The organism is Streptomyces sp. RLA012, from assembly GCF_056270325.1.
Map to the genome: position 1 here is coordinate 4,739,536 of NZ_JBWDPA010000002.1, position 24,139 is coordinate 4,763,674.

Annotated in this window: 24 protein-coding genes and 3 tRNA genes; 6 read left to right on the plus strand and 21 right to left on the minus strand. The window is 68.3% G+C overall.

Going from position 1 to position 24,139, the window contains the following annotated elements:
- Nucleotides 1-103 precede the first annotated feature (103 nt).
- The 10 genes from rpoB to RV986_RS21515 all read right to left on the minus strand — a co-directional run bounded on the left by rpoB (nucleotide 104) and on the right by RV986_RS21515 (nucleotide 10,605).
- Nucleotides 104-3,589 carry a DNA-directed RNA polymerase subunit beta gene (rpoB, locus tag RV986_RS21470; RefSeq protein WP_475918955.1) on the minus strand — a complete coding sequence of 1,162 codons (3,486 nt, stop codon included), beginning with the start codon at nucleotides 3,587-3,589 and terminating at the stop codon, nucleotides 104-106.
- A gap of 637 nt (nucleotides 3,590-4,226) precedes the next feature.
- The gene (gene rplL / locus RV986_RS21475; protein WP_475918956.1) at nucleotides 4,227-4,607 is read right to left on the minus strand and encodes a 50S ribosomal protein L7/L12; all 381 of its coding nucleotides are present in this window, start codon (nucleotides 4,605-4,607) and stop codon (nucleotides 4,227-4,229) included.
- A gap of 109 nt (nucleotides 4,608-4,716) precedes the next feature.
- Complete coding sequence (gene rplJ / locus RV986_RS21480) at nucleotides 4,717-5,247, minus strand: 50S ribosomal protein L10 (RefSeq protein ID WP_153289132.1); 531 nt, start codon at nucleotides 5,245-5,247, stop codon at nucleotides 4,717-4,719.
- Nucleotides 5,248-5,554: 307 nt separating this feature from the next.
- Nucleotides 5,555-6,406, minus strand: coding sequence for an SCO4651 family lipoprotein (locus tag RV986_RS21485; RefSeq protein WP_475918957.1), 852 nt, complete (start codon nucleotides 6,404-6,406; stop codon nucleotides 5,555-5,557).
- 203 nt (nucleotides 6,407-6,609) lie between these two features.
- On the minus strand, nucleotides 6,610-7,524 hold the full coding sequence (locus RV986_RS21490; protein WP_475918958.1) for an SCO4651 family lipoprotein: 915 nt from the start codon (nucleotides 7,522-7,524) through the stop codon (nucleotides 6,610-6,612).
- A gap of 220 nt (nucleotides 7,525-7,744) precedes the next feature.
- Nucleotides 7,745-8,470: a 50S ribosomal protein L1 gene (gene rplA, locus RV986_RS21495; protein WP_475918959.1), complete on the minus strand. Its 726-nt coding sequence runs from the start codon at nucleotides 8,468-8,470 to the stop codon at nucleotides 7,745-7,747.
- Between the two features lie 94 nt (nucleotides 8,471-8,564).
- Nucleotides 8,565-8,999 carry a 50S ribosomal protein L11 gene (rplK, locus tag RV986_RS21500; protein WP_030359033.1) on the minus strand — a complete coding sequence of 145 codons (435 nt, stop codon included), beginning with the start codon at nucleotides 8,997-8,999 and terminating at the stop codon, nucleotides 8,565-8,567.
- A 168-nt stretch (nucleotides 9,000-9,167) separates the two neighbouring features.
- Nucleotides 9,168-10,064 carry a transcription termination/antitermination protein NusG gene (gene nusG, locus RV986_RS21505; protein WP_475918960.1) on the minus strand — a complete coding sequence of 299 codons (897 nt, stop codon included), beginning with the start codon at nucleotides 10,062-10,064 and terminating at the stop codon, nucleotides 9,168-9,170.
- Between the two features lie 77 nt (nucleotides 10,065-10,141).
- Nucleotides 10,142-10,423 (minus strand): preprotein translocase subunit SecE, encoded by a 282-nt coding sequence (gene secE / locus RV986_RS21510; protein WP_475918961.1) that lies wholly within the window; start codon nucleotides 10,421-10,423, stop codon nucleotides 10,142-10,144.
- A 109-nt stretch (nucleotides 10,424-10,532) separates the two neighbouring features.
- Nucleotides 10,533-10,605: transfer RNA gene (locus RV986_RS21515), tRNA-Trp, on the minus strand.
- Nucleotides 10,606-10,850: 245 nt separating this feature from the next.
- On the opposite strand from RV986_RS21515, the gene RV986_RS21520 reads away from it, so the two are divergent.
- Together RV986_RS21520 and RV986_RS21525 are read left to right on the plus strand one after the other, a co-directional pair.
- The gene (locus RV986_RS21520; protein WP_475918962.1) at nucleotides 10,851-12,077 is read left to right on the plus strand and encodes a pyridoxal phosphate-dependent aminotransferase; all 1,227 of its coding nucleotides are present in this window, start codon (nucleotides 10,851-10,853) and stop codon (nucleotides 12,075-12,077) included.
- A 130-nt stretch (nucleotides 12,078-12,207) separates the two neighbouring features.
- Nucleotides 12,208-13,248, plus strand: a complete 1,041-nt coding sequence (locus RV986_RS21525; protein ID WP_475918963.1) for an adenosine deaminase — start codon at nucleotides 12,208-12,210, stop codon at nucleotides 13,246-13,248.
- Here the strand turns inward: RV986_RS21525 and RV986_RS21530 are convergent.
- Together RV986_RS21530 and RV986_RS21535 are read right to left on the minus strand one after the other, a co-directional pair.
- Complete coding sequence (locus RV986_RS21530) at nucleotides 13,193-13,912, minus strand: hypothetical protein (RefSeq protein ID WP_475918964.1); 720 nt, start codon at nucleotides 13,910-13,912, stop codon at nucleotides 13,193-13,195. The two genes, RV986_RS21525 and RV986_RS21530, sit on opposite strands and share 56 nt — an antisense overlap.
- Before the next feature lie 51 nt (nucleotides 13,913-13,963).
- Nucleotides 13,964-14,575, minus strand: coding sequence for a TetR/AcrR family transcriptional regulator (locus RV986_RS21535; protein WP_475918965.1), 612 nt, complete (start codon nucleotides 14,573-14,575; stop codon nucleotides 13,964-13,966).
- A gap of 162 nt (nucleotides 14,576-14,737) precedes the next feature.
- Between RV986_RS21535 and RV986_RS21540 the strand changes: the two genes are divergently transcribed.
- Complete coding sequence (locus RV986_RS21540; protein WP_475918966.1) at nucleotides 14,738-15,370, plus strand: NAD(P)-dependent oxidoreductase; 633 nt, start codon at nucleotides 14,738-14,740, stop codon at nucleotides 15,368-15,370.
- Between the two features lie 3 nt (nucleotides 15,371-15,373).
- Here RV986_RS21540 and RV986_RS21545 read toward each other — a convergent pair whose 3' ends face one another.
- The 8 genes from RV986_RS21545 to RV986_RS21580 all read right to left on the minus strand — a co-directional run bounded on the left by RV986_RS21545 (nucleotide 15,374) and on the right by RV986_RS21580 (nucleotide 20,693).
- Nucleotides 15,374-16,429 carry a UDP-N-acetylmuramate dehydrogenase gene (locus tag RV986_RS21545; protein ID WP_475918967.1) on the minus strand — a complete coding sequence of 352 codons (1,056 nt, stop codon included), beginning with the start codon at nucleotides 16,427-16,429 and terminating at the stop codon, nucleotides 15,374-15,376.
- Nucleotides 16,430-16,743: 314 nt separating this feature from the next.
- Nucleotides 16,744-18,195: a DHA2 family efflux MFS transporter permease subunit gene (locus RV986_RS21550; protein ID WP_475918968.1), complete on the minus strand. Its 1,452-nt coding sequence runs from the start codon at nucleotides 18,193-18,195 to the stop codon at nucleotides 16,744-16,746.
- Nucleotides 18,196-18,295: 100 nt separating this feature from the next.
- Nucleotides 18,296-18,865, minus strand: coding sequence for a TetR/AcrR family transcriptional regulator (locus tag RV986_RS21555; RefSeq protein ID WP_475918969.1), 570 nt, complete (start codon nucleotides 18,863-18,865; stop codon nucleotides 18,296-18,298).
- A 164-nt stretch (nucleotides 18,866-19,029) separates the two neighbouring features.
- On the minus strand, nucleotides 19,030-19,458 hold the full coding sequence (locus tag RV986_RS21560) for a MaoC family dehydratase (RefSeq protein ID WP_475918970.1): 429 nt from the start codon (nucleotides 19,456-19,458) through the stop codon (nucleotides 19,030-19,032).
- Nucleotides 19,459-19,460: 2 nt separating this feature from the next.
- Nucleotides 19,461-19,913, minus strand: a complete 453-nt coding sequence (locus RV986_RS21565) for an FAS1-like dehydratase domain-containing protein (protein WP_475918971.1) — start codon at nucleotides 19,911-19,913, stop codon at nucleotides 19,461-19,463.
- A gap of 336 nt (nucleotides 19,914-20,249) precedes the next feature.
- The gene (rpmG, locus tag RV986_RS21570) at nucleotides 20,250-20,414 is read right to left on the minus strand and encodes a 50S ribosomal protein L33 (protein ID WP_004571794.1); all 165 of its coding nucleotides are present in this window, start codon (nucleotides 20,412-20,414) and stop codon (nucleotides 20,250-20,252) included.
- Between the two features lie 87 nt (nucleotides 20,415-20,501).
- A tRNA-Met gene (locus tag RV986_RS21575) sits at nucleotides 20,502-20,574 on the minus strand.
- A 46-nt stretch (nucleotides 20,575-20,620) separates the two neighbouring features.
- Nucleotides 20,621-20,693: transfer RNA gene (locus RV986_RS21580), tRNA-Thr, on the minus strand.
- 554 nt (nucleotides 20,694-21,247) lie between these two features.
- Between RV986_RS21580 and RV986_RS21585 the strand changes: the two genes are divergently transcribed.
- Nucleotides 21,248-22,498, plus strand: coding sequence for an amidohydrolase family protein (locus RV986_RS21585; RefSeq protein ID WP_475918972.1), 1,251 nt, complete (start codon nucleotides 21,248-21,250; stop codon nucleotides 22,496-22,498).
- A gap of 261 nt (nucleotides 22,499-22,759) precedes the next feature.
- The gene (locus tag RV986_RS21590; protein WP_475918973.1) at nucleotides 22,760-23,416 is read left to right on the plus strand and encodes an SDR family oxidoreductase; all 657 of its coding nucleotides are present in this window, start codon (nucleotides 22,760-22,762) and stop codon (nucleotides 23,414-23,416) included.
- Nucleotides 23,417-23,439: 23 nt separating this feature from the next.
- Here the strand turns inward: RV986_RS21590 and RV986_RS21595 are convergent, their stop codons facing one another.
- Nucleotides 23,440-23,652 (minus strand): hypothetical protein, encoded by a 213-nt coding sequence (locus tag RV986_RS21595; RefSeq protein ID WP_475918974.1) that lies wholly within the window; start codon nucleotides 23,650-23,652, stop codon nucleotides 23,440-23,442.
- Between the two features lie 134 nt (nucleotides 23,653-23,786).
- On the opposite strand from RV986_RS21595, the gene RV986_RS21600 reads away from it, so the two are divergent.
- Nucleotides 23,787-23,921: a hypothetical protein gene (locus tag RV986_RS21600; protein ID WP_475918975.1), complete on the plus strand. Its 135-nt coding sequence runs from the start codon at nucleotides 23,787-23,789 to the stop codon at nucleotides 23,919-23,921.
- The last annotated feature ends 218 nt before the right edge of the window (nucleotides 23,922-24,139 follow it).

Below are 24,139 nucleotides of genomic sequence, written 5' to 3' on the forward strand. Positions count from 1 at the left end.
CCTCTCAGGGTTGTAAGTCTTAGGGGTCTGATACGGGGGTCCTGGGGCCGGCGGGCCTTCGTCACCTTTTCCACAGGTGGTCGAAGGGCCCGCCGAACTCCCGTCAGACCTCTTCGACGCTGCTCGGCTCGCGCCGGGACAGGTCGATGCCGAGCTCCTCCGCCGCGCGGAAGACGTCCTCGTCGGTGTCACGCATTTCGATGGACATACCGTCGCTGGACAGCACCTCCACGTTGAGGCAGAGAGACTGCATCTCCTTGATGAGCACCTTGAAGGACTCGGGGATGCCGGGCTCGGGGATGTTCTCGCCCTTGACGATGGCCTCGTAGACCTTCACGCGGCCGGTCACGTCGTCGGACTTGATGGTCAGCAGCTCCTGGAGGGCGTAAGCGGCGCCGTACGCCTCCAGCGCCCACACCTCCATCTCACCGAAGCGCTGGCCACCGAACTGGGCCTTACCACCCAGCGGCTGCTGGGTGATCATCGAGTACGGACCGGTCGAGCGGGCGTGCAGCTTGTCGTCGACCAGGTGGTGGAGCTTGAGGATGTACATGTAGCCGACCGAGACCGGCTCCGGGAACGGCTCGCCGGAGCGGCCGTCGAACAGCGGTGCCTTACCGGTCGGGAGCACCATGCGCGACCCGTCGCGGTTCGGGATCGTGTGCTGCAGCAGACCCGCGAGCTCGTCCTCACGCGCACCGTCGAAGACCGGGGTGGCGACGTTGGTGCCGGGGGCGACCACGTCGGCCTCGATGGCCTGCAGGCGCTGCGCCCAGTCCTCGCCGAGCCCGGAGACGTCCCAGCCGCGGCTGGCGAGCCAGCCGAGGTGGATCTCCAGGACCTGTCCCGGGTTCATTCGGGACGGGACACCCAGCGGGTTGAGGATGATGTCGACCGGGGTGCCGTCCTCCAGGAACGGCATGTCCTCGATCGGCAGGATCTTGGAGATGACACCCTTGTTGCCGTGCCGGCCGGCCAGCTTGTCACCGTCCGTGATCTTGCGCTTCTGCGCCACGTAGACACGAACCAGCTGGTTCACGCCCGGCGGCAGCTCGTCGCCCTCTTCACGGTCGAAGACGCGGACACCGATGACCTTGCCGATCTCGCCGTGCGGCACCTTCAGCGAGGTGTCGCGCACCTCGCGCGCCTTCTCACCGAAGATCGCACGGAGCAGGCGCTCCTCCGGCGTCAGCTCGGTCTCACCCTTGGGCGTGACCTTGCCGACGAGGATGTCACCGGCGACGACCTCGGCACCGATGCGGATGATGCCGCGCTCGTCGAGGTCGGCGAGGACCTCCTCGGAGACGTTCGGGATGTCCCGGGTGATCTCCTCGGGGCCGAGCTTGGTGTCACGGGCGTCGACCTCGTGCTCCTCGATGTGGATCGAGGAGAGGACGTCGTCCTGCACGAGGCGCTGCGACAGGATGATCGCGTCCTCGTAGTTGTGACCCTCCCACGGCATGAACGCCACGAGCAGGTTCTTGCCGAGCGCCATCTCGCCGTTCTCGGTCGCCGGACCGTCGGCCAGGACCTGGCCGGCGACGACCCGGGCACCCTCGTCCACGACAACCTTCTGGTTGACGGAGGTGCCCTGGTTGGAGCGGGAGAACTTGTGCAGGCGGTACGTGGTGTACGTGCCGTCGTCGTTGGCGGTGGTGACGTAGTCCGCGGAGACCTCCTGGACCACACCGTCCTTCTCCGACTTCAGGACGTCACCGGCGTCGACCGCGCAGCGGTACTCCATACCGGTGCCGACCAGCGGCGCCTCGGACTTGATCAGCGGCACGGCCTGCCGCATCATGTTCGCGCCCATCAGGGCACGGTTGGCGTCGTCGTGCTCCAGGAACGGGATCATGGCGGTCGCGACCGACACCATCTGGCGCGGCGAGACGTCCATGTAGTCGACGTCCTCACCGGGGACGTAGTCGACCTCTCCGCCACGACGGCGGACCAGGACACGGGACTCCTCGAAGCGGAGCTCGTCCGTCAGCGGCGCGTTGGCCTGCGCGATGACGAATCGGTCCTCTTCATCGGCCGTGAGGTAGTCGACCTCGTCGGTGACGACACCGCCGGTGACCTTGCGGTACGGGGTCTCGACGAATCCGAACGCGTTGACCCGGCCGTAGGAGGCGAGCGAGCCGATCAGACCGATGTTCGGGCCTTCAGGGGTCTCGATCGGGCACATGCGGCCGTAGTGCGACGGGTGCACGTCACGGACCTCGAAGCCGGCCCGCTCACGGGAGAGACCACCCGGGCCAAGGGCCGACAGACGGCGCTTGTGGGTGAGACCCGACAGCGGGTTGTTCTGGTCCATGAACTGCGACAGCTGGCTGGTGCCGAAGAACTCCTTGATGGAGGCGACGACCGGCCGGATGTTGATCAGGGTCTGCGGCGTGATCGCCTCGACGTCCTGGGTCGTCATGCGCTCGCGCACGACGCGCTCCATACGAGCCAGACCCGTGCGGACCTGGTTCTGGATGAGCTCGCCGACGTTGCGCAGACGACGGTTGCCGAAGTGGTCGATGTCGTCCGTCTCGACGACGATCTGCGTGCCGTTGTCACCGACGGTCTCGGTCTCACCGGCGTGCAGCTTCACCAGGTACTTGATCGACGAGATGATGTCCTCGACGGTCAGGATCCCGGCGTCCAGCGGGGCCTCGCTGCCCAGCTTCTTGTTGACCTTGTACCGGCCGACCTTCGCGAGGTCGTAGCGCTTCGGGTTGAAGTAGAGGTTCTCCAGAAGCGTCTGCGCGGCCTCACGGGTCGGGGGCTCGCCCGGACGCAGCTTGCGGTAGATGTCGAGCAGCGCGTCGTCCTGGCCCTGGGTGTGGTCCTTCTCCAGGGTGGCGCGCATGGACTCGTACTCGCCGAACTCCTCCAGGATCTGCTCGGTCGTCCAACCGAGAGCCTTCAGGAGAACGGTGACGGACTGCTTGCGCTTGCGGTCGATGCGGACACCGACCATGTCGCGCTTGTCGATCTCCATCTCCAGCCAGGCACCCCGGGAGGGGATGACCTTCGCGGAGAAGATGTCCTTGTCGGACGTCTTGTCGATCGAGGAGTCGAAGTAGACGCCCGGCGAGCGGACCAGCTGGGACACCACGACACGCTCGGTGCCGTTGATGACGAAGGTGCCCTTGTTGGTCATGAGCGGGAAGTCGCCCATGAAGACCGTCTGGGACTTGATCTCGCCGGTCTCGTTGTTGGTGAACTCGGCGGTGACGAAGAGCGGGGCCGCGTACGTGAAGTCGCGCTCCTTGCACTCGTCGATGGAGTTCTTCGGGGGCTCGAAGCGGTGGTCGCGGAACGTCAGGGACATCGACCCGGAGAAGTCCTCGATCGGGGAGATCTCCTCGAAGATCTCCTCCAGACCGGACTTCGTGGGGACGTCCTGTCCGCTGTCCAGAGCCGCCTCGACACGAGCCTTCCACGCGTCGTTGCCGAGCAGCCAGTCGAAGCTCTCGGTTTGCAGCGCAAGAAGGTTCGGAACCTCGAGGGGCTCCTTGATCTTTGCAAAGGAGATGCGCAGCGGGGCGGTGCTGGCGCCGTTGTTCGTATTCGCGGTCGAGGCAGTGCGCGAGGCGGCCAAGAGGGGGTCCTTCCGAGGGCTCGGACTCACTACGCGCGTACCGGCCCCCCACTGTGGGCACAGAGACAGTCCATTCCCGATTCAGCCAAAAGGCCAGGTCAGAGATGATCTAGTCATCGGTGCTCACGCGAGGGCATGCCCCTGGTGACGGGCAGGAGGCAGCTAACAGGCAGCGCAAAGGGTCAGTGTAGCCAGTAGGCCCACTGATGTCCAGTCCCGGTTTTCAGAGACCCTCGTTGTTCTCAACACCTGCCGCAAGCCACGCCCTCAATGCACATCGATACTGCCCTCTTCGCCGCCGATCCATGCCTCGGATCCGGATCGTTGTGACGCCGCGTCCTGAGAATTGCGCGCTGCGTGCGGTTCGTCAAGGCCCCCCATGCCCGAAGCAAGTGCCGCGATCGTCACGTGCAACCTGTCTTGCAACCCGTCTCGCGACCCGTCACGGACGCGGCCGGAGGCACAACGAAGATCACCATACTCGTCGCCACCGACAGTGCAAGGCAGCCGCTGCCGGACCCCTGGAACGCCGAAGAGCGACCACCCAGTTGGGTGATCGCTCTTCAGTGCGTCAGCGTTACAGGGCCGCCAGCGGCCCCGTATCGGCTCGCGAGGGCCCCTCTCGGGGCCCGTGGGACTACTTGACCTCGACGGAGGCGCCGGCGCCCTTGAGGGACTCGGCAGCCTTCTCGGCGGCCTCCTTGGCGACCTTCTCGAGAACGGGCTTCGGGGCGCCGTCCACGAGGTCCTTGGCCTCCTTCAGACCCAGCGAGGTCAGCTCACGCACGACCTTGATGACCTGGATCTTCTTCTCGCCGGCACCCGTGAGGATGACGTCGAACTCGTCCTGCTCCTCGACGGCCTCAGCGGCGGCGGCGGGGCCGACCGGGGCAGCGGCGACCGCGGCGGCGGCGGTGACGTCGAACTTCTCCTCGAAGGCCTTCACGAACTCGGAGAGCTCGATGAGGGTGAGGTTCTCGAACTGCGCGAGCAGCTCTTCCTGGGACAGCTTCGCCATGATGGCGTCCTTCCACTAATTCGGCAGGTGCCGGATGTACTGGTGAGGCGGGCGTACGTTCGGCCCGCTACGACCGTCGCCTCAGGCGGCGGTCAATGCGCGAGCCGAATTACTCGGCACCGCCCTGCTCGGCCTGCTTGACACGAAGCGCCTCCGCGGTGCGGACGAACTTCGAGGGCAGCGCCTGGAAGAGACGAGCAGTCTGCGTCTGCTTGCCCTTGAAGGCACCCGCCAGCTTGGCGAGCAGAACCTCGCGGGACTCGAGGTCCGCAAGCTTCTTGATCTCGTCGGCGGACAGCGCCTTGCCGTCAAGGACACCGCCCTTGATGACGAGGTTGGGGTTGTCCTTGGCGAAGTCACGAAGACCCTTCGCGGACACCACCGGGTCACCGGTGATGAAGGCGACCGCCGTCGGACCGTTGAACAGGTCGTCGAGCGTGGAGATCCCGGCCTCGTTGGCCGCAATCTTGGTCAGCGTGTTCTTCACCACGGCATACTGGGCGTCTTCACCGAGCGAACGGCGCAGCGTCTTGAGCTGCGCCACGGTGAGACCCCGGTACTCGGTCAGCACGGCGGCGTTCGAGCTGCGGAACTGGTCCGCGAGCTCGGCTACCGCGGCAGCCTTGTCGGGCCTTGCCATAGAGCGTCGGCCTCCTTCCGGGTGATGAGGACCGCTCGGAAGGGGCTGGGCAAAACGAAACGCCCCGGCGCAGGCGCACGGGGCGTAGCTCGACCGGTATGTTCGCAAGCTGGGCAAGCGAACTCCGGGAACTCTTCCACGGTCACCTACGCGGGTCGTCCGCAGATTCAGCGGATCCTTCGGCCACCCCGCCCTCTTACGAGCGCGAGGCAACGACCAGCGGTCTTTGGCTTCTGGGGAACAGTACGTGAAGGGGGCACCGTCGAGCAAATCCGCCAACAGCGCCCCGCGACCGGCGGTGCCGGGCTCAGCCCTCCTGGGCTTCCTTCATCATCTCGGCGAGGTCGACGGTGTCCTTGGCGGGCGGGGCCGTCACCGTCACCGGCTTGTTATAGTCGAGGAAGGTCATGGTCATGTCGAGCGGGCCCTTGTCGGAGGCGGCACGCACGCGGACCTGCTTGGCGTGGTCGTCCGGCCCGATCCACATGTCCATCGTGAGCTTGTCGGCGCCGAGTTTCTCGTACTGCTTCAGGCTCTTCTCGCGCTTCTCCTGCGTCGCCTTGTCCTTCTTCTTGAGCTCGGCGCGGAGTTCGTCGAGGGTGACCGTGCCCTTGTAGTGGGTGGTCTGGACGCCGTCGACCTTCTCGGTGCCGACCTTCTTCACGTCCTTGGAGCCGGTCAGGTAGGTGGATTCCTGGGACGGGTCCTGGTTGGCCTGCTCCGAGAACTTGCCCGCGTCGATGCCCGGGGAGCCGCCGGCGCCCTTGGCCAGCCCGGAGATGTCGAACTTCATCCAGCTCTTGCCGTCCAGCTCCTTGGCGGCGGCCTCGCCCCCGCCCAGGTACATCGCCCCGTCGACGACCCGGATCTCCACCTTGCCGTCGGCGCCCTGGTCGAGGGCGGTCATCTTCATGCTCATGGCCAGCGGCTTCATGCTCATGGACGCCTGGGCCTCGACCCGGCCCGACTCCGGGACCTTGCCGGTCATCCGGTAGCTGAGCGAGGTGATGGCCTCGCTGTTCTTCGCCGCCTTGGCCACGGCCGCCGCGGGCGTCATCTTCGGCGACTCCTCGCCCTTGCCGCAGGCGACGACGCCCCCGCCGAGGACCAGGGCGGTCAGCGCCGCCCCCGTCGCTCCGCGCCGTACGGAATCACGCACAGAAAAACTCAAGATCCCCCCCAGGGAACAGATGGTCGATTCACAGACTCTGCGTGAGCGTAGCCCAGGGGGGTCCGAGTGGTCTCCCGAATTCTTTTGAGTTTCTTGGGACTTCTCGGACCTCGAAGGCCCCTGAGGCTTCTGCAGTCCCGGAGGCCTCTGCGGCCCCCGAGGTCTCTGCGGCCTCTGAGATTTCAGAGGTCTCAACCGGTGGTGCCGGCACCCTGCGTCTTCAGCAGATCCTTGAAGTCGGCGGTGTCGCTCGCCGGCGGCACCTGGGTGGAGACCTTCACGCCGTAGTCGCTGTAGTACGTCGTCGAGGACATGGTGCCGGTCGTGAGCTGGCCCTTGGAGGCCGCCTTGACGAGCAGGTCGTCGCCGTTGACCCAGATGTCGATGTCCTCCGTCGTGACACCGGCCTGGGTGAACTGCTTCTTCAGGTCGGCGAGCTGGCTCGCGGTGAGGTGGGAGCTCTTGGCGGCGAGGTCCGAGACGTCGACCGTGCCCGCGTAGTGCGTGGCCTTCTCGCCGCGCACCGTCTCCTCGCCGACCTTCTTCACGTCGCCGGAGGCCAGCAGGAGCTTCACCGACTGGTTCGGCGAGTTGTTCTGCATCTGGTCCTTCAGGAGTGCGCCGGAGCCGCCCGCGAGCTTCGCCAGATCGTCGTACGCGTACCTGATCCAGTGCTTGCCACCCACCTGCTGGGCGAAGGTGTCGCCCATCTTCGCGTAGTAGGCGTCGGTCAGATAGCGGGCCTCCATGGAGGTGCTGCCGGTCTTGCGCATGGTCTCGGCCATGGTGCCGCCGGTGTACGTGATCGTCATGTTGCCGGTGATGCCGTCGCCCCAGGTCATGACGCCGTCCGACTTCATGGACATGAGCGTGCCCATGGTCGTCGTGGACTCGATCTTGGCGGAGTCGGCGCCGTCGGTGGACTTCTCGGCGGACTGCAGAGCCGCTATGGGGCTGACGCGGGTCGTTCCCTTGTGGGCCGCCTTGTCGTCCTTGCCGGAGCCCCCGGAGTCCCCGGAGGAGCCCGAGGAGCAGGCGGCCACTCCTGTCAGCGCGCTCACCAGCGCGATCGAGAGGGTCACCCGGCGCACAGTCGTGCTCTTCATTCGTCCCACCCCTATGCGAATCCTGAGAGCTGCACGCTAGCGCAGCCCACTGACACACGTATCCGGATCCAAGGCCCGGGAAGCCCTTCACGGCGGCCCGTGGACCTCTTCGGAAATCGGAAACATGTCCGGGAATGGAGACGGGCCCCGCACCTCGAAAGGTTGCGGGGCCCGTACCAAGAACGCGTATGCGACGCGGTCACCGGGGTGAGCGGAAGGCTCAGACGGCGGCCGGGTCCTCCTCGACAAGGAGGTTGCGGGTGCGGTTCGGGTCGACCGGAACGCCGGGGCCGACCGTGGAGCTGATCGCGGCCTTCTTGATGTAGCGACCCTTGGCGGCGGACGGCTTCAGACGAAGGATCTCGTCCAGCGCGGCGCCGTAGTTCTCCACCAGCTTGGTGTCGTCGAAGGACACCTTGCCGATGATGAAGTGCAGGTTCGAGTGCTTGTCGACGCGGAACTCGATCTTGCCGCCCTTGATCTCGGTCACGGCCTTGGCCACGTCCGGGGTCACGGTGCCGGTCTTCGGGTTCGGCATCAGACCACGCGGGCCGAGGACACGGCCCAGGCGGCCGACCTTGCCCATGAGGTCCGGGGTGGCGACGACGGCATCGAAGTCCAGACGGCCCTTCGACACCTCGTCGATGAGCTCGTCGGAGCCGACGATGTCGGCGCCCGCGGCGAGTGCGGCCTCGGCACGGTCACCGGTCGCGAAGACCAGGACCCGGGCGGTCTTGCCGGTGCCGTGCGGGAGGTTCACGGTGCCGCGGACCATCTGGTCGGCCTTGCGCGGGTCGACACCCAGGCGGAAGGCGACCTCGACGGTGCCGTCGTACTTGCTCGTGGAGGTCTCCTTGGCGAGACGGACGGCCTCGAGCGGGGCGTAGAGCTTCTCCCGGTCGATCTTGGCGTCCGCAGCGCGGAGAGACTTGCTGCGCTTGCTCACTACTGCTCCTGATGTGTTCTGAGGAGTCGTGGTACGGACCGAGCAGGCCCTGCCACGTGCGGCTCACACCGCATGGTTCCTACGAAGGTGGGTGTCAGCCCTCGACCGTGATGCCCATGGAACGGGCGGTGCCGGCGATGATCTTCGACGCGGCGTCCAGGTCGTTGGCGTTGAGGTCGGGCATCTTGGTGGTGGCGATCTCGCGGACCTGCGCCTGGGTGATCTTGGCGACCTTGGTCTTGTGCGGCTCGCCGGAGCCCTTCTCGACACCCGCGGCCTTGAGGATCATCTTGGCGGCCGGCGGAGTCTTGGTGATGAAGGTGAAGGAGCGGTCCTCGTAGACCGTGATCTCCACCGGGATGACCCAACCGCGCTGCGACTCGGTCGCGGCGTTGTAGGCCTTGCAGAACTCCATGATGTTGACGCCGTGCTGGCCCAGCGCCGGGCCGACCGGCGGAGCCGGGTTGGCGGCGCCGGCCTGGATCTGGAGCTTGATAAGCCCCGTGACCTTCTTCTTCTTGGGAGGCATGTGCTCTCTCCGGGTCCTAGTGAGAGTTTTCAGCTTCCGTCCGGTTCATCCGGATGGAGGCATACCGCACAACGATAACGGGTATCCATGCGGGGCCAAAAACCGAGCAGGTCAGACGGGCTGCGTGAGCCCGTCTGACCTGTTCGGAAGACGTACGTCCAGAAGGAGTTAGTTCTTCTGGATCTGGTCGAACGAAAGCTCGACCGGGGTCTCGCGACCGAAGATCTCCACCAGGCCCTTGACCTTCTTGGAGTCGGCGTTGATCTCGTTGATGGTCGCCTGCAGCGTGGCGAACGGGCCGTCCGTGACGGTGACCGAGTCGCCGACCTCGAAGTCCAGCACCTGGACCTCCAGCTTGCGCTGCGGAACGGGCTTGCCCTCGGCCTCGGCGGCCTCACGGGCGGCCTTCTCCTCGGCCTCCGGCGCGAGCATCTTGACGATCTCGTCCAGCGTCAGCGGGTACGGGTCGTAGGCGTTGCCCACGAAGCCGGTGACACCGGGAGTGTTGCGGACGACACCCCAGGACTCGTTCGTCAGGTCCATGCGGACCAGGACGTAGCCCGGGAGCTTGTTCTGCTTGATCGTCTTGCGCTCGCCGTTCTTGATCTGCGCGACCTCTTCCTGCGGCACCTCGGCCTGGAAGATGAAGTCCTCGACGTTCAGCGAGACGGCACGCTGTTCGAGGTTGGTCTTCACGCGGTTCTCGTAACCGGCGTACGTGTGGATGACGTACCACTCACCGGGGAGCGTGCGCAGTTCCTCGCGCAGGGCGGTGACGGGGTCGACGGGCTCGGCCTCTTCTTCGGCCTCCACCTCGTCTTCGGCCTCGTCCGTCTCGTCGGCTTCCTCGGCGTCGACGGCGAGGGCCTCGTCGGGAACGTCCTCGTCCTCGACGTCCTCACCGGACTCGTCCTCGACGTGCAGGGCCGCTTCTTCGGCGGGATCGCCGGCGGCGGCATCGGCAGCCTCGAACTCGTCAACGACGTCCGCGCCCTCGACGATGTCGAGCTCGTCGTCAACGGACTCGACCGACTCGCTGGCATCGTTCAGGTTCGGGTCAGACACGGTGGCTGCTTCTTCCTGGATACATGGGGGTGGAACGCGCGAAAGGGGCGCCGGTGACGGCGCCCTTCGCTCTCGGCTCAGCCGAAGACGTACTTGGCGGCGTGGTTGAGCCCATAGTCAATCACGGTCACCAGGCCGATCATGATGACGACGAACACAATCACCACGGTGGTGTACGTCGTCAACTGATTCCGAGTCGGCCAGACGACCTTGCGGAGTTCCGCGACGATCTGGCGATAGAAGGTGGCGAGGCGCTTCAGCGGGCCCTTCTTGGCACGCTTGCCGCCCTTGCGGGCCTTCTTTTGGGACTCGACTGCCTCGGCATCAGGCATGTCGATGGAGCCCACGGCGTCCGTCACTCGTCCTCACCTGATTCCGGGTCGTGGCCGTGCCGCGCCCGGTTGAGCCGCACGGCGGTGCATTGCAGTACGTACATGCGCACACATCCCCTGGCGAAGGTGTGTGAAGCAGGGCCGGAGGGACTTGAACCCCCAACCGCTGGTTTTGGAGACCAGTGCTCTACCAATTGAGCTACGACCCTTTGTTTCCCCAACGTACCGCATCCACCCGGATGCTCGGTGTGCATCCGCTGAGTGCGGCCGGTGAAGGCCAACGAGGTGAGAGTGTACGTGGTCCGGGGCCGGGCGTCGAACAGAAAGTGTCCGTCCGGGCTTCGTCCGCCGAAGATCGACCGGCGGGGGCCGGGGTCCGGACAGTTGTTCTCTTGTTGTTCAGTCTGTGAAACCCGCGTGCCGGTGGAGTTTCCGGTCTGAAACGATGGGTCCCATGAGCGCTGCAACCCCACCCACCGAGCGCCGGGTCTCCGCCCGAGTCGGCGCGATCTCCGAGTCCGCCACCCTCGCCGTGGACGCCAAGGCCAAGGCCCTGAAGGCCGCCGGGCGCCCGGTGATCGGCTTCGGCGCCGGTGAACCGGACTTCCCGACCCCGGACTACATCGTGCAGGCCGCCATCGAGGCCTGCTCCAACCCGAAGTACCACCGCTACACACCGGCCGGCGGTCTGCCCGAGCTGAAGGCCGCGATCGCCGCGAAGACCCTGCGTGACTCCGGCTACAAGGTGGAGGCCACCCAGGTCCTCGTCACCAACGGCGGCAAGCAGGCCATCTACGAGGCCTTCGCCGCGATCCTCGACCCGGGCGACGAGGTCATCGTCCCGGCGCCGTACTGGACGACGTACCCGGAGTCGATCCGTCTCGCCGGCGGTGTCCCGGTGGAGGTCGTCGCCGACGAGACCACCGGCTACCGCGTCTCGGTCGAGCAGCTGGAGGCCGCCCGCACCGAGAACACCAAGGTGCTGCTCTTCGTCTCCCCGTCCAACCCGACGGGCGCGGTCTACACCCGCGAGCAGATCGAGGAGATCGGCCGCTGGGCCGCCGAGAAGGGCCTGTGGGTCCTGACCGACGAGATCTACGAGCACCTGGTCTACGGGGACGCGCAATTCCACTCCCTTCCGGTGGTCGTGCCCGAGCTCGCCGACAAGTGCATCGTCGTGAACGGCGTCGCGAAGACGTACGCCATGACCGGCTGGCGCGTGGGCTGGGTCATCGGCCCGAAGGACGTCGTCAAGGCCGCGACCAACCTCCAGTCGCACGCCACCTCGAACGTGTCCAACGTCGCCCAGGTCGCCGCCCTCGCCGCCGTCTCCGGCGATCTGACGGCCGTCGCCGAGATGCGCGAGGCCTTCGACCGCCGCCGCAAGACCATCGTGCGGATGCTCAACGAGATCGACGGCGTGCTCTGCCCCGAGCCCGAGGGCGCCTTCTACGCGTACCCCTCGGTCAAGGCCCTCGTCGGCAAGGAGATCCGCGGCAGGCGTCCCCAGGACACGGTCGAGCTGGCCGCGCTCATCCTGGAGGAGGCCGAGGTCGCGGTCGTACCCGGTGAGGCCTTCGGCACCCCGGGGTACCTGCGTCTGTCGTACGCCCTGGGTGACGAGGATCTCGTCGAGGGCGTCAGCCGGATCCAGAAGCTCCTGGCCGAGGCACAGGACTGACGTTTTCGTGACTCCACGCGCGTGTGCGGGCCGTTTCCCTTCGGGGAGGCGGCCCGCTTCTTCGTGCGAGCAAGACCACTAAAGGGGAAAGCGCTACCGGGACGGCGGGAACGTACGGCAGGATCCTGGAATGGAGCGCGTACGTGATCTCTCTGAACTGCCGAAAGCCCATCTGCACCTGCACTTCACCGGTTCGATGCGGCCCACCACCCTGCTGGAACTGGCCGACAAGTACGGTGTCCGGCTGCCCGAAGCGCTGACCGACGCGCTGACCAGCGGGGAACCTCCGAAGCTGCGGGCCACCGACGAGCGGGGCTGGTTCCGTTTCCAGCGGCTGTACGACGCGGCGCGGTCCTGCCTGAGAGAGCCCGAGGACATCCGGCGCCTGGTGCGCGAGGCCGCCGAGGAGGACCTGAAGGACGGCTCCGGCTGGCTGGAGATCCAGGTCGACCCGACCTCGTACGCGCCGCGCCTGGGCGGGCTCATCCCGGCCCTGGAGATCATCCTGGACGCGGTGGACTCGGCCGTGCGGGAGACCGGGCTCGGGATGCGGGTCCTGGTGGCCGCCAACCGGATGAAGCACCCGCTGGACGCCCGCACGCTGGCCCGGCTCGCCGTGCGCTACGCGGACCGCGGCGTCGTCGGTTTCGGGCTCTCCAACGACGAGCGGCGGGGTATGGCGCGGGACTTCGACCGGGCCTTCGCGATCGCGCGCGACGGTGGGCTGCTGTCCGCGCCGCACGGTGGCGAACTGACCGGCCCGGCGTCGGTCCGCGACTGCCTGGACGACCTGCACGCCACCCGTATCGGGCACGGCGTACGCGCCGCGGAGGACCCGCGGCTGATGAAGCGGCTCGCGGAGCGCGGGATCACCTGTGAGGTGTGTCCGGCGTCGAACGTCGCCCTGGGGGTGTACGAGAAGCCGGAGGACATCCCCTTGCGCACGCTTTTCGAGGCCGGGGTCCCGATGGCACTCGGCGCGGACGACCCGTTGCTGTTCGGCTCACGCCTCGCCGCCCAGTACGAGCTGGCGCGCCGCTACCACGGCTTCACGGACGCCGAGCTGGCCGAGCTGGCCCGCCAGTCGGTACGGGCCACGGCGGCGCCCCAGAACGTCAAGGAGAAGCTGCTGTCCGGCGTCGACGACTGGCTGGCCGCCCCGGGGTTCTGAAGTGGCGCAGGGGCGGGTACGCCTGGAAGCCGAGGTCCAGCTCCGCATGGCGGCCCTCGGACAGCGGGAGATGCTGGGTGAGGGAATCGACCAGCACGTCGTGCCCCTTGGCGGCCCGCTTGTCGCGCGGGCCGAGGCCGGCCGTGGCCTCCAGGCGCTTGGCAGCCGACGCGAAGGTGTCCCGGGCGCCGAGGAGGAAGAGCGTCCCCGCGTGGACGGCCGGCTGGATTCGGTCCCGGGGTTCGAGCCGCTCCCAGCGCTGTTCCCAGAGCGCCTCCCAGTCGGCGGCGTGGGCGGCGGTGCGCCGCTCGTCCGTGCGGACGGTGAGCGGGGTGCCGTCGCGCAGCCGGCGGCGCAGCTCGGGCCAGTGGGAAGGCCGCAGCCCCGGTGACCGGTGGGCGAGGACGAGGTCGACCGGCACTCCGGGCGCGTACGTCCTGGGGATGCTCCGCCGCAGCGGGACGTACACGATCGTGTGCCGGGAGAACGCGGCGAAGGAGAAGAGTCCGGCGAGCCGGGAGAGCCCGTCGTGGTCGCCCACGAGGTAGCCCCAGCCCGCGACGGGGTCACTGAGCGTGGTGTGCCGCAGGAGCGGACGCGGCTGGACGACGCGGTACGAGCGGGGGCCGACGCGCGGCCGGAACTCGGTCAATCTCAGCTGCACAGGGGGTACCCCAGGCCCGTCCGGAGCTTTGTCATGCCTCCATCGTGACCGTCACGAGGGGGCCTCGGCAACGGAGATTCCGCCCAGCAGGGTGCGGGCCATCGCCGCGGCGAACTCGTCGACGGGCGGCGGCTTGCCCTCCTCCGTGGAGTCGTAGGCGAAGGCGCGCTGGGCGCAGGCGCCCAGCAGGAGCGAGGCGGCGGCGTAGGTGTCGACGCCGGCACGGACCCGGCCCGCGCCCTGTTCGGCGCGGAGATACGCGTCGAGGCCGCGGATGGGCATGTGGGGGCCCGAGCCCATGGAGCGCATCGACTCCTCGTGGCGGCGCTTGAGCTGGGGTTCCGCGTACAAGGAGGCGGCGATCGGGAAACTCTGCTCATAGAAGAGGGCCGCTTGGCGGGCGATCTCGGTGAGGTTGTCCAGGAGGGTGCCCCGGCCCGGCTCGGCCGCGAGGCCGGCCAGCAGCGGGGTCAGCTGCGGCAGCCGCTCCTTGAGGACCGTGACGAACAGTTCCTCCTTGCTGGGGAAGTACTTGTAGAGCGCCGCCTCGGAGCAGTCCGCCGCCTTGGCGATCTCCTTGGTCGTGGCGCGGGCGAGGCCGACGGTGAGCATGAGCTCGTGCGCCGCGTCGAGGATGCGGATCCGGGCCGGTTTCTGCTGCATGGGCCCCAAGGATTCCATGGTCACCCCGTTTCGGGCTTGACGGGTGAGTGAGTGCTTACCCACCCTAGGAGCAAGCATAGGTGAGTGAGTACTCACCCACCTGATCGACCCACCTGATCGATCCACATGGACCCGACCCGAACAGACCCAAGGGGAGCACGCATGGAACTCACCGTCTTCGGTGCCACCGGTGGCATCGGCCAGGAGATCGTCCGGCAGGCGCTGGACTCCGGCCACCAGGTCACCGCCGTCGTACGGGACCCGGCTCGGCTGACCGTCACCGGCGCGGGTCTGAAGGTGTTCCGCGCGGACCTCACGGACCCGGAGGCGCTGCGCCCGGCGGTCGCGGGCCGCGACGCGGTCCTCTCCGGACTGGGCGCCCGCAGCCGCAAGGACGCCGGTATCGCGACCCGGCTGACCCGTACGGTGCTGAACGCCATGGAGGCCGAGGGGGTGCGGCGACTGCTGGTGGTGAGCGCGGGGCCGGTCGGCCCCGACCCCGAGGGCGCGGCGTTCGTCGACCGCGCCGCGCTGGGCCTGGTCTCGCTCCTCCTGAAGGACGTCTACGCCGACCTGGCGGCCATGGAGGGCGAACTGGCCCGGAGCACGACCGACTGGACCGTCGTGCGCCCGCCGCGGCTGCAGAACAAGCCGGTGACCGGCTCGTACCGGACGGTCGTCGGGAGTTTCCCACTCAAGGGCCGGTTCATCGGGCGCGCCGATGTGGCGCACGCGATGCTGGCGATGACCGACGACCCCGGGACGGTGAAGCAGGGCGTCGGAGTCGCCTACTAGGCGCTAGAGGGCCACGCCCACCGTCACCGGTTCGTTGACCAGTGTGATGCCGAAGGCCTCGCGGACGCCGACGACGACCTCGCGGGCCAGCGCGAGAAGGTCCTCGGTGGTGGCCTGGCCCCGGTTGGTGAGGGCCAGCGTGTGCTTGGTGGAGATCCGGGCGGGTCCGGAGCCGTAGCCCTTGGTGAAGCCGGACTTGTCGATCAGCCAGGCCGCGGAGGTCTTGGTGTGGCCGTCGCCCGCCGGGTACGAGGGTGGCGCGACCTCGGTGCCGAGCCGCTCCGCCACGCGCGCGTGGAAGGCGGCGAACTCCTCGTCCGTGAGGATCGGGTTGGTGAAGAACGAACCGGCCGACCAGGTGTCGTGGTCCTCGGGGTCGAGCACCATGCCCTTGCCGGAGCGCAGCTTCAGAACGGTCTCGCGGGCGGTGGCGAGCGGCACGCGGTCGCCGGGCCCGACCCCGAGGGCACGGGCCGTCTCGGCGTACTTGACCGGCGCCGAAAGCCCCTCCGCGTCCTCCAGCTCGAACCGGACCCGCAGCACGACATGGCGCTCGGGGTCGGCCTTGAAGCGGCTGTGGCGGTACGAGAAGGCACAGTCGGCGTTCGTCAGTGTGACCGTCTCCCGCGCCTCGCGGTCGTACGCGATCACTTCGGTGATGGTCGACGACACTTCCTGGCCGTACGCGCCCACGTTCTGGATCGGGGTCGCGCCCGCGGAGCCGGGGATCCCGGCGAGGCACTCGACGCCCGCGAGCCCGGCCTCGACGGTGCGGGCGACCGCGTCGGTCCACACCTCGCCCGCCGCCAGTTCCAGCTTCGTACCGTCGAGCGCGAAGCCGCCGGTCGCGATGCGAAGGGCGGTGCCCGCGAAGCCCTTGTCTCCGATGACGAGGTTCGATCCGCCGCCGATGAGCAGCAGTGGCGTACCGGTGTCGTCGGCCTCCCGGACGGCGGCAATCACCTCGGCGTCGGTCGCGGCGGTGATCAGCCGGGTCGCGGGACCCCCCAGCCGGAAGGTGGTCAGCGGGGCGAGCGGCGCGTCGTGGAGTTCCTGCACGGGCCAAGAGTACGAGAAAGGCCCCGCCGGGTGAGGCGGGGCCGCTTCTGCGTGGTTCACACGGTGCGTCGATCGAGGGTTTGGAAACTGGACTCGATACAGGCGTCCGGTTTGAGGGCTGGACTCACTGCGAGGGGCCGGGTTCGGAGACTGGACTCACTACGAGGATCCGGGTTTGGACACTGGACTCACTACAGGGTCCGGGTTTGGACACTGGACTCACTACAAGGGTCCGGGTTTGGACACTGGACTCGATGCGAGCCCCAGGTTTGGATCCCGGACCCTGTGCAAGGGTGAGCGTTTGCCTTCCGGACTCAGTGCCCCGCGGTTTCCAGGACGGACGCCGCGGCCGGAGTCGGCTCGGAGCCGTCGGCCCGCGTCCCCGCCGCGCGCCGTGCGGTCGGGATGAACAGCGCCGCCACGCCCGCCAGGGCGACCACCGCGGCGCCCACCACCAGCGCGGGCCGCAGGCCGTCCACGAAGGCCTGCCCGGACTCGTAGCCGCCCTGGGCCGCGAAGATCGACGACATGATCGCGATGCCGAGCGCGCCGCCCACCTCGCGCAGCGCGTTGTTGGCGCCGGAGGCTATGCCCTGTTCCTGCGGGCGGACGCTGGACATGACCAGGTTGGCGGCCGGGGCGAAGTACAGCGCCATGCCGATACCGCTGATCGTCAGGGCGGGCAGCTGAACGGCGTAGGAGGCGTGGACGGTGGCCACGGAGGCCATGTAGCCGAGGCCGACGGCCTGCAGGAAGAGGCCGGCGGCGACGACCGGGCGGCCGCCGATGCGGTCGGACAGGATGCCGGCAATCGGCGCGACGAGCATCGGCATACCGGTCCACGGCAGCATCCTCAGCCCCGCCTCGGTGGGCGAGTAGCCGAGCACGCCCTGCATGTACTGGCTGAGCAGGAAGATCGATCCGAACATCCCGAGGAACATCAGCAGGCTCGCGGCATTGACGCCGGCGAAGGCACGGGAGCGGAACAGCCGCATCGGGAGCATGGGGTTCTTGGCGCGGGTGCTGTAGAGCACGAATCCGGTGAGCAGCGCGCTGCCGGCGAACAGTCCGGTCAGGACGAGGGGGCTGGTCCAGCCGTCGGCGGGCCCGCGGACCAGGCCGTAGACGATCCCGAAGAGGCCGCCGCTGGCGAGCAGGGTGCCGGGGACGTCGAGCGGGGCACCGGAGCCGTGCGACTCGGCGAGGCGCAGCCGGGCGAGCGGCAGGAGGGCGAGGCCGAGCGGGACGTTCAGCCAGAAGATCCAGTGCCAGGACACGTGTTCGGTGAGGCTGCCGCCGATGAGGGGCCCGGAGGCGACGGCGAGTCCGTTGACGGCGCCCCAGATGCCGTACGCCATCCCGCGCTTGGCGGCGGGCACCGCGGCGGTCAGCAGGGTCAGTGTCAGCGGCATCATGATCGCCGCGCCGACGCCCTGGATCGCACGGGCGGCGATGAGGGAGTCGATGCCGGGCGCCATGGCCGCGGCGGCGGAGGCGCCGGTGAAGACGGTGATGCCGACGAGGAAGAGCCGGCGGCGCCCGAACCGGTCGCCGAGCGCCGCGCCGAACATCAGCAGGACCGCGAAGGTGAGCGTGTAGGCGCTCACGGTCCATTCCAGGTCGTCCAGCGCGCCCCCGAGATCCTTGCGGATGGAGGGCAGGGCGGTGGTGACGACGAGGTTGTCGAGGGCCGCCATGAATCCGGCGACGCTGGTGATGACGAGGGCCCAGGTTGCTCCCCCGCGACGTGCGGGCTGCTCTGACATCGCTCCCCCAGAGGGTGATGGTACCGATGGTTAGTTATTGATGACTAACTTTTCTGCTCATAAAAAAAGAGGCGAAGAATCCGCCTCTTGTCGACCTCTGCTACTTCACCAGCCGCCCGGTGGCACGGGCCTCCGGATAGAGCCCCTCCCAGACCCGGTGCTCGGGCGGAAAACCCATGGCTACGAGGGTGTTGATCAGCATTCCGTACGCCATGAAGTTCGTGGTCTCCTTCACGTCCGCCCCCAGCGGCAGATGCGCGATGTCCCAGAGCTTCATCCAGCCGTTCCGTACGGCCTCGCCGAACTCGTGGTCACCCTCCGCCTCGGCGGCGGCCACCGTGATGTACGTCTGCATCTGCATCTGGAGCTTCTCGGGATGCTCCGTGATGAGCCGCACATAGGCGTTCGCCATGGCCTCCAGAGCGTCTTGGCCCTGCAGTCCCTCGGCCGCCTCCGCCGCAACCTGGCACACGTCCTCGACACACCTGAGCGAGGCGGCCGCGAAGATGGCCTTCTTGCCCGGGAAGAGCCTGAAGAGATACGGCTGCGAGACCCCGACCCGCTTGGCGATCGCCTCGGTGGAGGTGCCGTAGTACCCCCGCTGCGAGAACTCGGCGACCGCCGCGTGGACGACGCTCTCACGCCTCTCTTCTGCGCTCATCCTGGCCATGCGAGTAAGTTAGTACTCAATCACTAACCACGTCAAGGGGCTGCGGCGCCATCCGGCACCTTCCGTCCTCTCCGGACGTTCGTGCAGGTAGGGGACCGCAAACCAGTAAGAGGCGCCCCGCCATGGAGAACGCCCCTTACACCGCCCGCTCCCGCTCCGCCCTCTCAGGCCAGTCGTACGACCGCCCGCGACATGCCCAGCACCTTCTGTCCGGCGCTGGTCGCCGTGAGATCGACGCGGACCGTGTTGTCGTCGAGCTTGACCGCGACCTTGCCGCTGACCTCGATGGTCGCTCCCTTGTCGTCGTTCGGGACGACGACGGGCCTGGTGAAGCGCACGCCGTACTCGACGACCGCACCCGGGTCGCCGACCCAGTCGGTGACGAGACGGATCGCCTCGGCCATGGTGAACATGCCGTGCGCGATGACGTCGGGGAGGCCGACCTCGACCGCGAACTTCTCGTTCCAGTGGATCGGGTTGAAGTCCCCGGAGGCACCCGCGTACTGCACGAGTGTGGCGCGAGTCACGGGGAAGGTCTGGGCCGGCAGTTCGGTGCCGACCTCGACGTCGTCGTATGCGATCTTCGCCGCCATGGTCAGTCCTCCTCTGCCGCGCGCGCCACGAGCTTGGTGATGGCCGTCACCACGTGCTCGCCCGCCTCGTCGTGGACCTCACCGCGGATGTCCAGGATGTCGTTGCCCGCCAAGGACTTGATCGCCTCGATGGTCGAGGTCACCGTGAGCCGGTCACCCGCGCGCACCGGGCGGCTGTAGGCGAACTTCTGGTCACCGTGCACCACACGGCTGTAGTCGAGGCCCAGTTGGGGGTCCTGAATGACCTGCCCCGCGGCCTTGAAGGTGATCGCGAACACAAAGGTCGGCGGGGCGATCACATCGGCGTGCCCGAGCGCCTTGGCGGCATCCGGGTCCGTGTACGCCGGGTTGGTCTCCCCCACGGCCTCCGCGAACTCGCGGATCTTCTCCCGGCCGACCTCATAGGGGTCGGTGGGCGGGTAGGACCGCCCCACGAAGGACTGGTCGAGCGCCATGGGCTCGGCACCTCCTGGTTTTCAGCCGGTGTAGCGAATCTCGGACCGATGCCCGCACGGAGATCATCGACGGCCGATCGGTAATTGATCAACGACCGATCGGCACTGTTCGACGACCTCTCGACAACCGATCGACGCCGGCCGATCAAGAACCGATCGAGAACCGATCAGGAACTGGATCGGGAACCGGATCGGGAACCGGATCGGGAACCGGATCGGGAACTGTTCGACGACGGATCGATGACCGAGCGTGCGGGCGTACTCGGGTGGTACTCGGGTGGTGAACGACGCGAGGCCGCCCCCGTTACTGGGGACGGCCTCGCGTACGAGCCTGATTTATCGCGTCTCGCGATGCGCGGTGTGCGCATTGCAACGCGGGCAGTGCTTCTTCATCTCCAGTCGGTCCGGGTCGTTACGCCGGTTCTTCTTGGTGATGTAGTTCCGCTCCTTGCACTCCACGCAGGCCAGCGTGATCTTCGGGCGGACGTCGGTGGCAGCCACAGGAGTGCTCCTTGACGAACGGATGGGACATTAACGCATAGAAGAGTAGCCGATCGAAGGACCGACCCCACAATCGGCTACCGTCTGTAGCGGTGACCGGACTTGAACCGGTGACACAGCGATTATGAGCCGCTTGCTCTACCGACTGAGCTACACCGCTGAGATGCGATCAGAACCCGTCTCGCGACGGGTACCTCACACACCAGAGCCCCAATACGGAATCGAACCGTAGACCTTCTCCTTACCATGGAGACGCTCTGCCGACTGAGCTATTGGGGCGAGCGATGAAGACATTACACGCTCGCCCGCCGATCGCCCAAATCCGTTTCGTGGCCCCCGCCCCGGCCTCTTCCTGGCTGTTCCCCGGCCGTTCCTCCAGCCCCTCACGGACGCTGCCGCACGGCCGCGACTGGGGCCGCTTCCGCCTCGCGGGCCACGGGCGTACCCCCGTTCACCAGCCACTCCTGGCTTTCCGTTCGTGCTTTCTGTCCGTGCACGGACCACACCAGTACGACTATTGCGCTCCTCCCCGACGGGAACCGCTCGCCGCCCTAGGCTCGACTCACGCTGCGTGATCTTGCCCCCCACTGCCCGCGACCCGAGCCCCGAGCCCTGCTCCCGCCGTCCTCTCCACGCCCCGCCGTCCCCTCCACACACACCGCACCGGCACCCCACCCCCGCACCACCACGACTCTGAGTACCACCACTCTCTGCAGTCGCCCCTCTCCGTCAGCCGCCTCCCTGTTAGTCATCTCCCTGTTAGTCACCTCCCCGTTAGACGCATCCCCGTTTGTCGCCCCTCTCAGCAGCCGCCCCCGAGTCCCAGGAGCGCGATGCCCGACAGTCAGCCGCAGCCACCCCACTCCTCGTCCGGCCAGACCGACAGCGCCCCCCTGCTTCTGTGCGGGGCGCGGCTCACCGACGGCCGGGCTGTGGACGTGCGGCTGGGCGGCGGGCGCATCGAGGCGGTCGGCACCGCCGGAAGCCTGGCGACGGGCGCCTCCGGGGCGCTCGCCACGAAGGTCGACCTCGACGGCTACCTGCTGCTGCCGGCCCCCGCCGAACCCCACGCACACGGCGACACGGCACTGACGGCCGACGGCGACGGCCCTCTCTCGTACGACACCCAGGAGGTCCAGCGCCGAGCCACCGAGTCCGCGTTGCTGCAGCTCGGGCACGGGGCGACGGCGCTGCGCTCGCATGTGCGCGTCGGCGACGTCCAGGGGCTCGACGCGCTGACCGCGGTGCTCCAGGCACGGCGGGCGCTGCGCGGGCTGGCCGAACTGACCACGGTGGCGATGCCGCGCGTGCTGACCGGCGCCGCCGGAGCCGAAGGACTCGCGATGCTGCGGGACGCCGTGAAGATGGGCGCCTCGGTGGTGGGCGGCTGTCCTGACGCGGACCCCGACCCGACGGGGTACGTGGAGGCGGTCCTGGAACTCGCCTCCGAGCACGGCTGCCCGGTCGACCTGCACACGGACGCCACCGACCCCGCCCGGCTCGCCCGGCTCGCGGCGATGGCGGGCGGCCTGCGGCCCGGGGTGACGCTCGGCCCGTGCGGCGGCCTCGGCCGACTGCCCGCCGAGGTGGCCTCCCGGGCGGCCGACCAACTCGCCGCGGCCGGTGTGACCGTGGTGTGCCTGCCGCAGGGCGGCTGCGGGTCCGTGGACCGTCGCGGGACCGCGCCCGTACGACTGTTGCGGTCGGCCGGGGTACGGGTCACGGCAGGCAGCGGCGCCCTGCGCGACGTGTCGAACCCGGTGGGCCGCGGGGACCCCCTGGAGGCGGCCTACCTGCTGGCCTCGCGGCACGGGCTGCGCCCCGAGGACGCGTACGACGCCGTGAGCACCGCCGCGCGGGCCGCTCTCGGGCTGCCCGAGGTGCGTGTGGAGGCTGGTTTCCCGGCCGAGCTGCTCGCGGTGCGCGGCGACCGGCTCGCGGGGGCGCTGTCACTCTCGTACAGCCGGATCGTGGTGCACCGGGGGCGCGTGGTGGCACGGACCAGCGCGGTCCGGGAGTACTGCAACTCGGCGGCGGCGGTGGGCTTGGGCCTGCCGCGACAGGGCCGCGGGGAGCTCTCCTAGGCCTGGCCGGGCTCCACGCGCGCGCAACTGCCGTCTGAGCACCCGCACCTCGCGGACCCCCAGTCCCAACCGCACCACGACCAGCACCTGTTCACCACACCGCACACCGATCCGCACGACGAGCTGCCCGACGAACTGCCCGACGGACCGCGCGCCCTTGTGGATCGCTCAGTGGTTCGCTCAGTGGATCGCTCAAGAGACCCGTGAGTGATCCACCGAGTCGTGCGGCGAACACGTCCATCCGGGCGTACGGTCGGAAACATGCGCATTGTCATCGCTGGAGGTCATGGTCAGATCGCGCTGCGGCTGGAGCGGCTGCTCTCCGCGCGCGGTGACGAGGTCGCGGGGATCATCCGCCGCGCCGAGCAGGGCGACGATCTACGGAAGGCCGGCGCCGAGCCGGTCCTGTGCGATCTGGAGTCGGCCTCGGTGGAGGAGGTCGCCGCCCATCTGCGGGACGCGGACGCCGTCGTCTTCGCGGCCGGTGCGGGTCCGGGCAGCGGTACGGCCCGCAAGGAGACGGTGGACAGGGGCGCCGCCGTCCTGTTCACCGACGCGGCGGAACGGGCGGGCGTACGGCGCTACGTCGTCGTGTCGTCCAGGGGAGCGGACCCGGCGCACCCGGGCGACGACGTCTTCGACGTGTATCTGCGCGCCAAGGGCGAGGCCGACGAGTACGTACGCGGTCGTACGGCCCTGGACTGGACGATCCTGCGCCCCGGAAGCCTGATCAACGACGCCGGAACCGGCCTCGTACGCCTGGAGGCCTCGACGGGTCCCGGCGCGATCCCGCGCGACGACGTCGCCGCGACCCTCGCGGAACTGCTGGACACGTCGGCGACGGCCGGGCTGACCCTGGAATTGATCAGCGGCTCGACACCCATCTCGGTGGCGGTCAAGTCGGTGGCGGGAAACTAGCACCCTCAACAGATCAGAACGGGTCAGAACAGCGGGAGCTGGCCGGGAAACTCCGGAACGGCGTACCCCTCCAGTGCCGGCTGAACCGCCCCCAGCTGCGCCTGCCTGCGCGAACCGGGACACGAGATCAGCTCCCCGCTCCTCCGCGCACCCGGCGGATCATGCCGGGCGAACCGCCCCGCCACGACGGCGATCTCCCGACGGCACTCGGGGCAGTTCCTACGACGCGATGACATGAGATCAGTGTGCCCGGCGACAACAGCGACGCACCGACACCGCCTGGAGTCCGAGCGCCCCAAGTCCTCTAGGCCCTCTAGGCCCTCTAGGCCCTCTAGGCCCCCTAGGTCCCCTGCGGTTTCGGAATCCTCTGATGAAGCAACTAACGGGCAGCACCGGAGCCCTCCGCGCGGGCCCGGGATCGGTGATCGAGGGTCGGGAACTCGACGGCTCCGGGCTGGCGGGTGGCCTGGACTTCCGCAGCGCCGTACCGGCCCGCCTGGTATGACCGGATCCGGAGACCCAGGTGGTGATGACGGCGGAGCAGGCGGCCGACACCGACTGGCGGAGCGTGCCTGCCCTCAAGAAGTCCCGTCTGGGCGTGCATGTCGGGCTGCTCCAGAGCAGGAACCCACTCACCCACTGAGCCGACCGAAGACGGGACCGATCCCGCTGCTGTCGGGGGACAAGCGGGCGACGCGACAGGCCATTCCGCACATGAAGGAA